13 protein-coding genes are annotated in these 14,264 nt (G+C 67.1%); 7 read left to right on the top strand and 6 right to left on the bottom strand.

Features of this window, described 5'->3' with window-relative positions; genetic code table 11:
* Positions 1-114: 114 nt before the first annotated feature.
* Positions 115-2,058: an archaea-specific SMC-related protein gene (locus tag AB2U09_RS20790; protein ID WP_459194659.1), complete on the top strand. Its 1,944-nt coding sequence runs from the start codon at positions 115-117 to the stop codon at positions 2,056-2,058.
* 572 nt (positions 2,059-2,630) lie between these two features.
* Here the strand turns inward: AB2U09_RS20790 and AB2U09_RS20785 are convergent.
* Positions 2,631-4,277 carry an aryl-sulfate sulfotransferase gene (locus AB2U09_RS20785; RefSeq protein ID WP_459194658.1) on the bottom strand — a complete coding sequence of 549 codons (1,647 nt, stop codon included), beginning with the start codon at positions 4,275-4,277 and terminating at the stop codon, positions 2,631-2,633.
* 166 nt (positions 4,278-4,443) lie between these two features.
* Positions 4,444-5,187, bottom strand: a complete 744-nt coding sequence (locus AB2U09_RS20780; protein WP_459194657.1) for a ribonuclease H-like domain-containing protein — start codon at positions 5,185-5,187, stop codon at positions 4,444-4,446.
* 176 nt (positions 5,188-5,363) lie between these two features.
* Here AB2U09_RS20780 and AB2U09_RS20775 point away from each other — a divergent pair, with 176 nt between their 5' ends.
* From AB2U09_RS20775 to AB2U09_RS20765, 3 genes are all read left to right on the top strand, one after another.
* Positions 5,364-6,176 carry a DUF7537 family lipoprotein gene (locus tag AB2U09_RS20775; RefSeq protein WP_459194656.1) on the top strand — a complete coding sequence of 271 codons (813 nt, stop codon included), beginning with the start codon at positions 5,364-5,366 and terminating at the stop codon, positions 6,174-6,176.
* Entirely contained in the window at positions 6,173-7,144 is a 972-nt protein-coding gene (locus AB2U09_RS20770) for a DUF7537 family lipoprotein (RefSeq protein ID WP_459194655.1), read from the top strand. Before AB2U09_RS20775 ends, AB2U09_RS20770 begins: the two co-directional genes overlap by 4 nt.
* A 164-nt stretch (positions 7,145-7,308) precedes the next feature.
* A complete protein-coding gene (locus AB2U09_RS20765) occupies positions 7,309-8,397 on the top strand; it encodes a type II glyceraldehyde-3-phosphate dehydrogenase (protein WP_459194654.1) in 1,089 nt (362 codons plus the stop codon).
* A gap of 41 nt (positions 8,398-8,438) precedes the next feature.
* Here AB2U09_RS20765 and AB2U09_RS20760 read toward each other — a convergent pair whose 3' ends face one another.
* Positions 8,439-8,930 (bottom strand): metallophosphoesterase, encoded by a 492-nt coding sequence (locus AB2U09_RS20760; protein ID WP_459194653.1) that lies wholly within the window; start codon positions 8,928-8,930, stop codon positions 8,439-8,441.
* A 101-nt stretch (positions 8,931-9,031) separates the two neighbouring features.
* Here AB2U09_RS20760 and AB2U09_RS20755 point away from each other — a divergent pair, with 101 nt between their 5' ends.
* Together AB2U09_RS20755 and AB2U09_RS20750 are read left to right on the top strand one after the other, a co-directional pair.
* Positions 9,032-9,865 carry an NAD-dependent epimerase/dehydratase family protein gene (locus AB2U09_RS20755; RefSeq protein WP_459194652.1) on the top strand — a complete coding sequence of 278 codons (834 nt, stop codon included), beginning with the start codon at positions 9,032-9,034 and terminating at the stop codon, positions 9,863-9,865.
* A gap of 136 nt (positions 9,866-10,001) precedes the next feature.
* Complete coding sequence (locus tag AB2U09_RS20750) at positions 10,002-10,151, top strand: hypothetical protein (RefSeq protein ID WP_459194651.1); 150 nt, start codon at positions 10,002-10,004, stop codon at positions 10,149-10,151.
* Between the two features lie 56 nt (positions 10,152-10,207).
* Here the strand turns inward: AB2U09_RS20750 and AB2U09_RS20745 are convergent, their stop codons facing one another.
* A complete protein-coding gene (locus tag AB2U09_RS20745; RefSeq protein WP_459194650.1) occupies positions 10,208-11,422 on the bottom strand; it encodes a phosphoglycerate kinase in 1,215 nt (404 codons plus the stop codon).
* 183 nt (positions 11,423-11,605) lie between these two features.
* On the opposite strand from AB2U09_RS20745, the gene AB2U09_RS20740 reads away from it, so the two are divergent.
* Positions 11,606-11,905 (top strand): hypothetical protein, encoded by a 300-nt coding sequence (locus tag AB2U09_RS20740; RefSeq protein WP_459194649.1) that lies wholly within the window; start codon positions 11,606-11,608, stop codon positions 11,903-11,905.
* A 52-nt stretch (positions 11,906-11,957) separates the two neighbouring features.
* Here AB2U09_RS20740 and gap read toward each other — a convergent pair whose 3' ends face one another.
* A complete protein-coding gene (gap, locus tag AB2U09_RS20735) occupies positions 11,958-12,977 on the bottom strand; it encodes a type I glyceraldehyde-3-phosphate dehydrogenase (RefSeq protein ID WP_459194648.1) in 1,020 nt (339 codons plus the stop codon).
* Positions 12,978-13,089: 112 nt separating this feature from the next.
* Positions 13,090-14,043, bottom strand: coding sequence for a M48 family metallopeptidase (locus AB2U09_RS20730; RefSeq protein WP_459194647.1), 954 nt, complete (start codon positions 14,041-14,043; stop codon positions 13,090-13,092).
* Positions 14,044-14,264: the final 221 nt, after the last annotated feature.

The raw sequence follows: 14,264 nt of genomic DNA, 5'->3' as shown, positions 1-14,264 counted from the left end.
ACTGGCCGCCACCGTTCGATAGCGTCGAACGGCATCTCCGTCGAAAGCGTCCGACCCGTACGAGATGACAATCATTGCAATACCTTTATAGACTGTTGAACGCACCGTAGACGTATGGGAGCGACTGATAGCATGGCGAAGTCTGTAGATGTCGCCGTGGAGAACGTGGGGGGGATCGACAGGACGTCGGTTTCGTTCACGTCCGGCGTGACGATCCTGACAGGACGGAACGCAACGAACCGAACGTCGCTGTTGCAGGCCATCATGGCCGGCCTCGGGAGCGACGACGTCTCGCTGAAAGGCGATGCCGACGAAGGACACGTCGAGATGACCGTCGGCGACACCACCTACACGCGGACGCTCGAACGGAAGAACGGAACCGTCGTCACCAGCGGGGACCCGTACCTCGAAGACTCGGAGATCGCGGACCTGTTCGTCTTCTTGCTCGAATCCAACGAAGCGCGCCGTGCCGTCGAACGCAGCGAGAATCTGCGCGATCTCATCATGCGGCCGGTCGACACCGCCGCCATCGAGGAGGAGATCGAGCAACTGCAGTCCGAGCGCGACGAACTGGAACAGCGCCTCGACGACCTGCAGTCGCTTCGGCACACGCTGCCGGACCTCGAGGAGCGACGCACCGAACTCGAAGCGGAGATCGAGCGGAAACGCGAGGAACTCGAGGAGAAGAAAGAGCAGATCGAGGACGCCGATCAGGACGTCGGGACGACCCGCGACCAGAAGGCTGAACTCGAGGACGCGCTGGAGTCGTTCCGCGACGCCCGGTCGGATCTCGAGGACGTGCGTTACAACATCGAGAGCGAACGCGAGAGCATCAGCGCGCTGGAGTCGGAGATCGACACCGTCGAGACCGAGCTCACGGACCTCCCACAGGAGGTAGACGGAGACGTCACCGAGGTCGAGGACCACATCGAACGCCTCCGCGAGCAGCGCCAGGCGCTCGACTCGACAGTCAACGAGCTCCAGAAGGTGATCCAGTTCAACGAGGAGATGCTCGACGGCACCAGTTCGGACGTCGTCGCGGCCCTGCGCGGCGGCGACGACGCCGAGCAGGTGACCGACCGCCTCGTGGACGACCAGGTCGTCTGCTGGACCTGCGGCAGCGAGGTCGACCGCGAGGACGTCGAGACCACGCTCGACCGCATCCGCGACCTGCGCCAGGAGAAACTCTCAGAGCGTCAGGATCTCCAGTCCGAAATCGACGACCTCAAGACTGAGAAGGCGACCTACCAGGAGCAGAAACGCCAGCGCTCGCAGCTCGAAGACCGCCTGCGCCGCGCCGAGTCCGAACTCGAACAGCGCCGCGACCGCGTCTCGGATCTGGAAGACGAGCGCGACCGCCTCGAAGAGCGCATCGACGAGCTGGAGACCGAAGTCGAGCAGCTCCAGGACGAGACCCAGAGCGACCTGCTCGACCTCCACCGCGAGGCCAACGAGCTGGAGTTCGAGATCAGTCGCCGGCAGGACGACCTAGAGGACGTCACCGAGGAGATCCAGCACATCGAGTCCGAACTCGACCGTCGGGACGATCTCAAGGAGGAGCGCGAGGATATCCAGGACGAGATCGAGGAGCTGCGCACCCGCATCGACCGGATCGAGACCGAAGCCGTCGAGCAGTTCAACGAGCACATGGAATCGGTTCTCGAGATGCTCGGATACGAGAACCTCGAGCGGATCTGGATCGAGCGGAAACAACAGCGCGTCAAGGAGGGCCGGCGCCGCGTCGAGAAGTCCGTCTTCGACCTCCACGTCGTCCGCAGCACCGACGACGGCACGACCTACGAGGACTCGATCGACCACCTCTCAGAGTCCGAACGGGAAGTGACGGGGCTCATCTTCGCGCTCGCGGGCTATCTCACCCACGATGTCTACGAGACCTGTCCGTTCCTCCTGCTGGACTCCATCGAGGCTATCGACTCCGACCGCATCGCCCGCCTCGTCGACTACGTCGCCGAGTACGCCGAGTACGTCGTCGTCGCCCTGCTCGAAGAGGACGCCCAGGCGCTCGACGACGCCTACCAGCGCGTCACCGAAGTCTGACTGTCTACTCACGCCGCTCTTTCCGATTTCCCGGATCCGATTCGTCCCCCTCGACAGCCCGCGTTTCTGACTCCACCCCATCGAGACAGCAGAACGGCAGGCCCCGAGATTCGCAGGAACGCAGGGGACTGAATATATTTACTCGAACTGTAGTAAATGTATGGGCAACAGTACCTTCGTCAGCGTATAACAGAACTGTAACGTTCTGATCGCGGTCGCGGATCCGTCGATACTCCGGTTCGAGACGATCCAGGACACGTCACTTCGAACGGTCGAGCCCGATCCGCTAGAATATCCGGCACGCGAATTTCCCACGCTCGAAGCGTGAGTGCCGCGATGTATGCGATCTCGAGACGGCCGCGAGAACCAGCCTCGACATCTCTGAACGGGCGTTCCGATAAACAGAACGGAGATTCGAATCGTTCGCGGATTAGATAGGAGTGGAATACCCATCAATGATCCACGTATCTATGAAAAATGAAACAATAGGGGCCCGGCATGAGCGACGCTCTGGGGGATCTACGGTGACTCCGTCGGAAGAAACTCTCAGTGCGGACCCGAATCGCGGTCGGTCAGGGTCGGACCGAACGGATCGCCGCCCGGACGCGACCGAGCGGGGCGTAGCGGGACCAGTAGATCTCCGTGCCGGCCCACCCGAGGGCGGCGAGGAGCGCGACGGCGCCGAACGCGAGGTCGGTGAACCGGACCCAGGACGGCGCGGCGTAGAGGAGGCCGTTGATGGCGATGCTCGGCGTCATCTCCTTGAGCCCGACCCAGAACGTCTCGACGACGGTGCGGTCGGGGTGGGTGATCTGGCCGGCGGGCGGGACTGCACCGGGGTCGGCGTCGTCGCTCGCGGGTTGGACGATGGGGACGCCGACGCCGGAGCGTGCGCCCGACCCGCCTTCCGTCGTCCCGCGGGCGGCGCGTATCGAACGCATGCTATGGCCGCCGGCGCTCTCGTCTCCCGTCCCGAGCCGTTCGACGTCGTAGGGCATGCCGACCGTGAGCGACCAGTTCACGCTCCCGTCGGGCGCGATTTCGGCGATCCGATCGCCGTGGGTGTCGACGATCAGCGAGTTCCCACCGGGCAGGCGGTCGACGTCGCGGGGCCACTGGACGCGACTGTCGCGCCAGCCCCACGAGCGGCGCCACTCGCCGTCGGGGCCGGTCGTCGTATTCCCCGTATCGGGGTCGACCCGCTGGAACTCGAGCACGCGGCTGTTCTCCGAGTCGGCGACCGTGATCGCCGGGCCGCCGCGCTCCGGCGGGATGTAGTCGGGGTTGTGCTGCTCGTAGAGGATGTCGTAGTCGTCCTCTTCGCCGAGCGTCCAGTTCGCGTCGACGCCCTCGCCGGGCTCGACGAAGACCACCCGGTCCATGTTGCGGACGCTCACCATGAACCGCCCGTCGTCGAGCACTTCGACGTCGTTGATGTGCGTCCAGTCGCCCTCCGCGCCACCGACGTCGGCGTCGAAGTGCGACGACGCATTCCACTCCCAGACCGTCTCGTCGGTCGTCGTGTTGACGACGCGTACGCTATCGCGCAGGATGTCCGCCACGGCGACGTGCGTGTCGTTGATCCGGTCGACGTCGTGCCAGCGCGCCGAGTAGATGCGCGGCGTCACCTCGCCGTAGACCTCGCGCTCCTCGCCGGTCGACATGTTGACCCGCGTGAACACGTTGTACGTGCAGCGCTCGGTCGAGACGTTCGCACAGGCTTCGCCGTCGCGGTGTTTCGACGCCAGATACTCGACCGTGTAGTCGGTCCCCTCGACGGGGTCCACGTCGAAGTACACGCGGTAGCTGTCGTCGTAGTAGGCGACGTCGCCCTCCCGGTCGAACGCGACCAGCTCGGCCTGCTCGTCGGAAGCGTAGAACCCCTGCGTGCCGACGACGGTCAGGTTCTCCGGGTCGTGCTCAGCGGGGTCGACGAGCGTTCGGCCGTCCGCCTGACTCGCCGAGCCGCCCGCCCACTCGTCGACAGCGTCGGTCGTCACCGATCCGTTCGCGTCCGGTTCCCGGTAGTCCGGCGGTTGGCGCTCGGGGGCAGCGACGCCGGTTTCACCGGGGGCTGCACCGCCGGCGTCGCCGAGCGACCCGTGCGCTCGCGCGACGTTCGTCTCAGCCGTCGCGTAACTACTCGCCACTGCGCCCGCCGCGAGGACCAGCACGACGGCGAACAGCGCGCGAGTCGTTCGTTCGGAGGGCCCGTTCATACCTGTCCAGTGTGCGAGCATTCGTTAAGTTTCTTTAGATCCGCGGACAGACGGCGCTCGCCGGGAAATCTCCCCACAGGCGGTATAGAAAACCAGTCCATCGATCCGGCCCGTCTCGGCGATTACGGGTTTGCCCGTTGCCGTCGTCCGGATTCGCTGTCCGTCCTCACTCCGGTGCCACGAACACGTCGCTGTCGAGGAGGTCGGTGACATGGTCGGCGAGCAACCGGAGGTTCTCGGTGTCGTCGCGGTTGTAGGAGACGAGCGTCTCCAGCGCGCTCTCGTCGCCGCGCTCGTACTCGCGCCAGAGCCGCACGGCGTCCTCGCCCGACAGGTCCGGACGGTCGCGCTCGATGCCGGTCTCTTTCTCGATCGCTTTGAGCCCGCCGGTGAGGCCCAGTCGCCGGCAGGGGTACATCAGGTCGACGTGGGGCACGTCGACGTCGACGCCGAAGGACTCCTCGAGGAAGGGCACGTCGAAGCGCTTGCCGTTGAACGTCACGAGGAGTTTCGCGTCGTCGAGGCGGCGCTGGAGGCGCGCTTCGGTGAGGTCCTGGCCGGCGACCATCACGTCGGTGTCGCCCGGCGAGTGGACGCCGACGACGGTCACGTCGTCGCGGCGCTGGTCCAGCCCCGTCGTCTCGATGTCGAGGAAACACGCCGCCTCGCGGAAGTTCTCGTAGCAGCGCCAGTGGCTCCCCGATGGGAACTGCTCGCGGAAGAAGCGGGCGTCGCCGTCGTCCAGTCGCTCGCTCGCGTCGGCGATGAACGACTCGATGTTCTCGGCCTGTCGGGCGCCCACCGCCCCGGGATCGAACGCGTCCCAGTGGGTGACGCCCGACTCCCAGAGGGACTGCTCGGTCCGCTCGCCCACGCCGTCGACCGGAATGAAGCTGTTCTCGATTCGCACACTTCCTCGGTTCGGCCCACCGGTCTTGGCTGTTTCGCTCACGGGCCGGCCGTCGATCGCCGCCGTCGGCCCTCGACCGCTGCGGCGTCCAGCCGATGCGGACTCCAGCCCGATCCACAGCGACCGTGGTACTGACCGGCACGCCGTTTATGTCCGTCTCGGCCGTAGTCGGACCAATGACCCGGCGTGTCGCGCTCGCAGTGGTGTTCGCGGTGGCGCTGGCCGGCTGTGGCGCGTTCGCGCCGACGGGCGACGCCGGGGCACCCGAGGAGACCGTGACGCCGCTTCCGGTCCCGACCGATACGGCGACGAGCGAGTCGCTGTCGCCGCCGCCCGGCGTCGCTGCCAACGGTTCGGTCTGGCCGTCGGTGATCGCTGCCGCCCATCACCGCGCGCTGGCCGACCGCTCGTTCACGTGGACGCTCGAGTACGAGCGGCGCGACGTGGACGCCGGCGTCGCCGTCGACTCGATCTCGAAGCGGATGCAGGTCGACGGCGACAGGTCGTACCTGATCCGGACGAACCGGTCGTCCGCCCGGCGAGCGGCGCTCTACGCCGACGAGGCGGGGACGTACTCCCGGGAAGTACGGAACGACTCGACGAGCGTGCGCCACGTGCCGAACCTCACGGACTACCGCACCCACCTGGCCACGGCGCAGTCGCTCCGGGCGTACCTGACGACGGCCGATGCGAGCGTCTCCCGGGTGGAACGGCGAGGCGAGCCGTACTACCGCGTTCACGTCACCGTCCTCCCGGTTCCGATCCGCGCCAACCACCCCAAACAGACGATCCACAACTACAGCGCGACCGCGTACCTGACGCCCGAGGGCCGAGTCGGCGCGCTGATCGTCCGCTACGACTACACCTTCGGGACCGACCACGTCGGCGTCTCCCTGCGGACCCGCTACGACCGCGTCGGCGGGACGACCGTCACGCGGCCGGACTGGGCGAACGAGACCATCGCGACCCCGACCGCGACAGACCGATGACGACGCGACGCCGCTGGGCGACGGTCGCCGTCGCGTTCCTTCTCGTCCTCGCCGGCTGTAACGTCCTCTCGTCGTCGGGCGGGGAATCGATCACGGAGACGGTGACGCCGGTTCCGGTCCCGTCGGCGGTCGACTCCGGGACACAGACGGAGACGGCAGCGACGACGACCGGTATCGGGGTCGGCGCGTTCCCGGGGATCTCGGCGCGGAGGGGCATCGACGTGGACCGGCTGCTATCGGCGCACGTGGTGTCTCTCGCGACGCAGTCGTACACGGTCGAGTGGGAGCGGTGGGCCGGCGGCGGGGCCGGGCCAGTCGCCGACCGGTTCCAGCGACGGGTCGAGATCGCGGACGACGGCACCTACCTCCGCCGGGAACGGGGAGTCCGCGACGGGAACGTCACGTCGATGTACGTCGGACCGGAGGGTGCCTACCACCGGACGGTGAGCGACGAGGAGACCGCCGTCACGTCCGTGTCGATCCGGGACGAGGACTCGGCCAACGAGCGCTTCGCCAAGCTCGTCACCTACGAGGTACGGGCGTTCCTCTCGGAGGGGTACGACACCCTCGACGTCGTCGAGCGGGGCGACCGCCGCTACGCACGCGTCTTCGTGACGCGGCCGCCGCCCGAACTCGCCGCGGTGTACGACGCGTACGCGCTCCGGAACTTCAGCGCGACCGTCTGGATCGCACCGGAGGGATACGTCCGGGCGCTGCACTACGAATTCGACCTCGTCGGTGCCCAGAGCGGCTTCGCCGTCGAGTGGCGCTACGCGTACTTCGCCGTCGGCGAGACGACCGTCGAGCGGCCACCGTGGGTACCGACGAACGGGACCGTCACGCCTCGAAACGGAACGGCCGGGTCCACCGACATTGAGAGAAGTCCGCTTCAGTCGACAGCAACGCCGACAGCGGACCCCTCACGCGTCCCGGTGCCCGACGCCGGCAACGCGACCGACGCGGATTGACGCCCGCTTCGATCCCGATCGTCCATCGAGATCCAGAATCGTGCTATTCCGTAACACTGGCCACGAGAGCCGCTGACGTGCCGAAACTTCTTTTTCGCTTCCGAGTTAATTTCTGCTAAAAAATTGTGAAAAGAACTATGCCGGTCCCGGGCGAACGGACGGATATGATACACGTCGGCGTCAACGGATACGGGACAATCGGAAAGCGCGTCGCGGACGCGGTGCGCGCCCAGCCGGACATGTCCGTCGCTGGTGTCGCCAAGACCAGCCCGAACTTCGAGGCGAAAGTCGCGATCGAACGCGGCTACCCCCTCTACGCGGTCGACGAGGACCGCGTCGACGAGTTCGCGGAAGCCGGCTTCGACGTCGCCGGCACCGTCGCCGAACTCGTCGGCGAGAGCGACGTCGTGGTCGACGCCACCCCCGCGGGCGTCGGCGAACAGAACGCCGAACTGTACCGCGAACACGACACGCCTGCGCTCTTCCAGGGCGGCGAGGACGCCGACGTGGCCGACGTGAGTTTCAACGCTCGCGCCAACTACGAGGCCGCCCGCGGCGCCGACTCCGCCCGCGTCGTCTCCTGCAACACGACCGGCCTCTCGCGACTGCTCGCGCCCATCATCGAGGAGTACGGCGTCGAGAAGGCCCGCGTCACGCTCGTCCGCCGCGGCGGCGACCCCTCACAGACGGGTCGCGGCCCGATCAACGACACGCTGCCGGACCCCGTCGAGATCCCCTCCCACCACGGCCCCGACCTGAACACCGTCTTCCCCGACATCACCGTCGACACGATGGGCATGAAGGTGCCCGCGACGCTGATGCACACCCACGCCGTCAACGTGACCCTGGAGTCGGAGACGGACGCCGAGTCCGTCCGCGAACTGCTCGACGCCGAGTCGCGCCTGTACGTCCTGCCGCCGGAACTGGACATCGACGGCGCGGGCAAGCTCAAGGAGTTCGCGCAGGACGCCGGCCGCCCCCGCGGCGACTGCTGGGAGAACTGCATCTGGGGCGACTCCATCACCGTCGACGGCCGCGACATGTACCTCTTCCAGGCGATCCACCAGGAAGCCGACGTGGTGCCCGAGAACGTCGACGCCATCCGCGCCGTCGTCGACACCGCCGACCAGGACGACAGCATGGCCCTGACCGAGGACGCGCTCGGCCTCGACGGGCAAATCGGCCAGTCGATGCGCGACCCCGTCGCCGAGGCGCCCACGCTCACCGACGGCGGCCGCGAGTCCGACGACTGACGACGCCCTGACGCTCTTTTTCGAAAGTTCCGCCGACGCCCTCAGAACAGTTCGAACCGCTCGATCTCGCCGCTGTCCGTGTCGAGGACGACCGCGTAGTGGCCGCCGGCGTCGCCGCCGAACGGGATGCCGCCGGGATTGATCCGGACGGTGCCGTCGCGGTCCTCGTGGACGAACTCGTGGGTGTGCCCGTGGAGCACGTAGTCGTAGCGGCCGCAGTCGACCAGCGCGTCGACGATCGGCTGGCCGGTACCGTGATAGACCGCGATTTCGCTCCCGTCGAAGGTCAGCTCGCCCACCTCGTCCAGGTAGGTGCCGAACTCCTCGACGGTCGACCGGAGCGCCCACTCGCCGTCGTTGTTGCCGCGAACGGCGTAGAAGTCGAAGCTCGCGTCGAAGGGCGTCGCCGAGAACGGGGCGACGATGTCCCCGCAGTGGACGACGGCGTCGACGCCCTCGCGTTCGAAGACCGCGACTGCCTCCTCGACCGCGTCGAGGTTGTCGTGCGTGTCGGAGACGATGCCGAGTTGCATGGATGGGTCGTCGTCCGGTCGCCAAATCAAGGCTTCCCTCCGGCATCTGTGGCGCCTCGGGCACGGCCCGGATTGAAGGGGGCTCACGTCGAACGGGGGGTATGGACGTACTCATCACGGGCGGCGCGGGCACGATCGGGACGGCGATCACCGAGCACGTCGAGGGTGACCACTCGTTCACCAGCCTCGACCTCCGGGAGCATCCCGACTCGGCCGTCGAGTCGGTCGTCGCCGACGCGACCGACGAGGAGGTCGTCCGCGAGCAGGTCGCCGACGCGGACGCCGTCGTCCACCTCGCGCGCGTCAACATGGAGGTCGGCGGCACCAGCGACCAGACGGTCATCTGGAGCGACGAGCACCTCGACAATCTGCGGCTCCATGCCTCCGTCTACAACGCGGCACTCGAAACCGGACTGGACACGTTCGTCTACGCCTCCTCGAACCACGCCGTCGGGATGTACGAGAAGCAAAACAGCCCCGAGATCTACTACGGGTCGGACTTCGAGGTGGACCACCGTGTCCAGCCCCGCCCCGACTCGATGTACGGCGTCGAGAAGGTCTACGGCGAGGGACTGGGCCGGCTGGCCGCCGAGTCGTCGGACCTGTCGGTGTACGCGCTCCGGATCTGCGCGGTCCGCGACGCCGAGTACGACCATCCCTTCGGCGACGCCGAGCGCGGCGTCGACAGAGGGAATTACGAACGCGGCTCGGACTCTTACGACCTGCAGGTCGCTCGGCTGCGGTGTATGTGGCACTCCCGCCGCGACTGCGCGCAGCTGATCGAGCGCTGTCTGGACGACGAGAGCGTCTCCTTCGACGTGTTCTACGGCGTCAGCGACAACGAGAACCGCTGGTTCGACATCGACCACGCCCGCGACGTGCTCGGGTACGAACCGCAGGACTCGGCCGAAGAGTGGGACGAACCGCCGAACTGACGACCGCCGGCCTCCGGCCGATCCGCTCTTTCTCCCCGACTTCCCCCGCCGATATCGAGAGATTAACTCGTCGGCGAGTTATTTTATTTCACTACTGCTAGAAAGAAATTTAGTCGTAGCCGCCCAACGGAGGGATATGCGAGACACCGGCGGCGACTGGACGCGGCGACACGCACGGCTCGACGGGAGCGAGGAGCGCGACGAAAGCGACCGCAGCGGGCGAGTCGTCAGAGCGGAGCCGCCGACGGACGACTGGGAGAGCCGACACGCCTGGTGTCGGCGATAGCGTCGGGAGGCCGTCGGCGAGTCGCGGGCGAAAATTCGCTCCGAACAGTTCTCCGGTCAGTTCCCGTCCTGCAGCGCCTCGACGCCGACGAGTCGCTCGCCGGTGAGCGCGCGGATGTACGCGCCGCCGGCGATGGAGACGTGGCCGAAGTCGTCCTCACTCAGCCCGTACATCTCGATGGCGCGGGACGTGTCGCCGCCGCCGACGACCGAGAAGCAGTCTGTCTCGGCGATGGCTTCGAGGACGCCGACGGTGCCGTCGGCGAAGCGCTCGTCCTCGAACAGGCCCAGCGCGCCTTTGACGAAGACGGCCTCTGAGTCCTCGACGAACCCGGCGTACTCCGAGACGGTGTTGGATCCGACGTCGAGGAACGCCCGGTCTTTCTCCTCGATGTCACCGACCTCGATCTCGTCGCGCTCGCCGTCCTCGTCCTCGAAGGCCAGGTCGAGGGCGAGGTGGATCTGGGTCTGGTACTCGTCGAGGAGGTGCTCGATGGTCTCCTGATTGTCGGCCCACTGCTCGTCGAAGAGGTCCATCCCTTCGAGGTCGCGTCCGACGGGCACGTCGGCCGCCCGGAGGAACAGTTCGCCGGCGATCCCGCCGAGGAGGAAGTCGTCGACCTTGTCCTCCAGCGCGGTCATCACGTCGATCACGTCGGTGGCTTTCGTCCCGCCGACGACCATCGTCACCGGCCCATCGAACTCCCGCTCGGCGATGGCCGTGTTGGCCTCGTACTCGGTCTCCATGACCCGGCCCGCATAGGCCGGGAGTTCGAGCGGGAAGCCCACGAGCGACGCGTGCGAGCGGTGGGCCGCCGAGTAAGCGTCGTTGACGTAGGCGTCGAACTCCGGCGCCAGTGCACGGACGAACTCCGTCTCGGCCTTTTCGGTGGGGGGCTCCTCGGGCAGTTCCTCGTCGCACATCCGCGTGTTCTCCAGCAGGAGGATCTCTCCCTGTTGTAGGTCGCGAATCGCCGAGATAGCGCGGTCGCCGAACGTGTCGGGGACGAACTGGACGGGCTGGCCGACGTGGTCGGCGAGGATGTCGGCGTGCTGTTCGAGCGAGACGAAGGTGTCCCGGCCGGGCCGGCCCTGGTGGGCCATGAGCACGACCGCGAAGTCCCGGTCGGCGAGTTCGCGCACCGTCTCGGCGTGGCGGTCGAAGCGGCGGTTGTCCTGCACCTGTCCGTCCTCGACCGGCGAGTTGAGGTCGAGGCGGACGAGGACGCGCTGTCCGTCCGTCAGGTCGTCGAGCGTCTTGAACGCGGGCATTGTCGTGTTCGGAGCGTCGCCCGGCGGAGAGAAAAAACCGCGTGGTCCGACCGAGTTCTAGCCGCCGGTGCGACTTGGCGATTCACGCCGACGCGGCCGCAGACATCTCTGTGGATGGATCACAGGCCTCCGGAAGACTTGTGCCCTCGCGGACACGTCTTTCGGCCGAAGAGGTGATCACCGATGTCCGACGAACTCGCCGCAATTTTAGACGACCTCCACGATCTGGGGTACGAGACGGTCGACCGCGTCGAGGGCTTCGAGAGCGAAGCGAGCGGCCGAGTGCCCCTGCCCGAGGAACACCGCCGGGAGCCAGCCACGGATTGGCGTCGGTACCTCCCCCGGATTCACTGTGACGCGGGCGACCCGGACCTCGTGCCCGATGACCTGCGAGCCGCGGTCGAGGCCCGTGGCTGGACCGTCCAGGCGATGGGGCGGAGCGACGACACGGTGACCGTGGTCGTCTCTGAAAACGGGGTCTAAGCCGACTGAATAACCGCCGAAGCGCGAAAAGAAGTCGAGTCGCGGAGTCGATTCAGTTTTCGGTGACGTACTCGGCGACGTCGAGCATGCGGTTCGAGAAGCCGAACTCGTTGTCGTACCAAGTGAGGATTTTCGTCATGCCGTTGACGATGTTCGTCGACTGCAGGTCGACCTGCGAGGAATAGGGCGTCCCCTGGATGTCCGAGGAGACGACCTCGTCGTCGGTGACGCCGAGCACGCCCTCCAGCTCGGCCCCGGCGGCCTCGCGGAACGCCTCGTTGACGTCTTCCTCGGTCACGTCCTCGTTCAGGTCGGCGACGAACTCGGTGATCGAGCCGTTCGGGACGGGGACGCGGATGGCCATCCCGTCGAGTTTGCCCTCCAGCTCGGGCAGGACCTCGGTGGCGGCCTGTGCGGCGCCCGTCGAGGTCGGGACGATGTTCTCGGCGGCAGCGCGCCCGCGGCGGGTCTTGGCCTTCGGGCCGTCGACGAGGTTCTGCGAGCCCGTGTAGGCATGGACCGTCGTCAGCTGGCCGGCCTCGATGCCGAACTCCTCGTTCAGGACCTTCGCGACGGGCGTGATGGAGTTCGTAGTGCAGGAGGCGTTGGAGACGACGTCCTCGCCGTCGTACTCGTCGTGGTTGACGCCGTAGACGATCTGCTTGACCGGCTTGTCGCCCTTCGGCGGCGCGGAGATGACGACCTTGTCGGCGCCCGCGTCGAGGTGCTTGCTCGCGTCGTCGTAGGTGCGGAAGATGCCGGTACACTCGAAGGCCACGTCGACGTCGAGGTCGTCCCACGGGAGCTCCGCGGGGTCGGTCTCCTCGTGGATCGACGCGGCAAAGTCGGTCCCGTCGACGGTGAGCACGCCCTCGTCGAGGGTGACGCCGTCGAGGGTCCCCATGACGGTGTCGTACCTCGCGAGATACTCCATGTCGTCGTCGTCCATCACGTCGTTGATGCCGACGACTTCGACGCGCGGATCGTCCAGTGACGCGCGGAAGACGTTGCGGCCGATTCGGCCGAAGCCGTTCAACCCGATCCGAACAGTCCCCTCGTTAGATCCGCTCATGCTGGCTAGACCGTATCACGTTGCGAGTATAGGGTTTTCGAAGACGAAACACACCGCCTCCGCGTTCGGCCCTGCGGATCGATCGGAGCGGCATCGACCCGCCTGAACCCGATTACGGCCGCCCCTGCGCGAGGCGGACCCGCCGTTCGCTGTCGGCCCGGTCGAGAAGTCGCTCAACGCGTTCGTCGGTCTCCGGGTGCGTCCGCAGCATGCGCGTCAGCGGCCCCTCTTCCTCGCCGTTGACGTACAGCGGCGACAGCAGCGACCACGGCGACTTGCTGGCCCGTTCGATCTTCCGCAACGCACGAGCGAGCGCGACCGGATTGCCCGTCACTTCCGCCGCCCGGTCGTCGGCCGCGAACTCCCGCCGGCGCGAGTGCGCCAGCAGCGCCAGCGTCAGCGCGAAGAACACGAGCGAGACCGAGCCCGCGACCGCTCGCTGGATCTTCCCCGGGACAGTTCGCGACCAGGCGTCCGGGCGGCCGCGGATCCACGCCACGCCGCGAGCGACGCCGGCCCCGATCACCAGTACCGGCGCCAGCACGAGGACGACTACGCCCGACAGCGTCTGCAGGACGCTGTATCCGAACGTCTGGACGAGGCTGTCCTTGCGCTCGATGTGCGCCAGTTCGTGCGCGCAGATGGCCGACAGCTCGTCGAGGGTGAGCAGCCCGAACAGTCGCCGGTCGACGACGACGTGGCCCGCGCCCAGCCCGCCGCCGAGCGCCAGCGCGTTCGGCTGCCCCATCTCGGCGACGAGTACGTCCGGCCGCTCGATCCCCATCCGGTCGCTGTAGGCGTCCAGCCGCTGGTACAGCGCCGCCGCGCGCGACTCCGGCAGCGTCCACACCTGCAGGTCCCGCAGGATCTGCGCCGTCCCCACCTGGTAGCTGACGAACGCGAAGAGGACCGTCGAGACGGCGAGATAGAGCGCCAGCGTCGACAGCGACGGGCGGAGCGCCCACACCGACTGCGCGAACAGGTAGACCAGATATGCGCCGGTCAGATACACGGCCAGCGTCACCACCCCGACGACCGCCATCAGCCCGCGCAGTATCCAGCGCATACCTAATCGTCTGCGTCCGTCCCTGAAAATCCTTCCTGGGTCGATAGTTACAGCAGCGGCGGCGTTGAACCGGCCGACCCCTCCGTTTCCACGTACACAGACTACCAACCAGCCGACATGGGTGGGAATGAAAGGGGCCGCCGTCTCGACGAACCCCGGCGATGTAAGCACCGCAGGGCGAAGTCCTCGTGAGCGTAGCGAACGAGGTCTCGTCAGAGCTT

The sequence above is a fragment of the Halosimplex yunnanense genome (genome assembly GCF_054504345.1).
The sequence above is the reverse complement of the archived record's forward strand: the minus strand, read 5'-3'. Positions and strand labels throughout refer to the sequence as shown.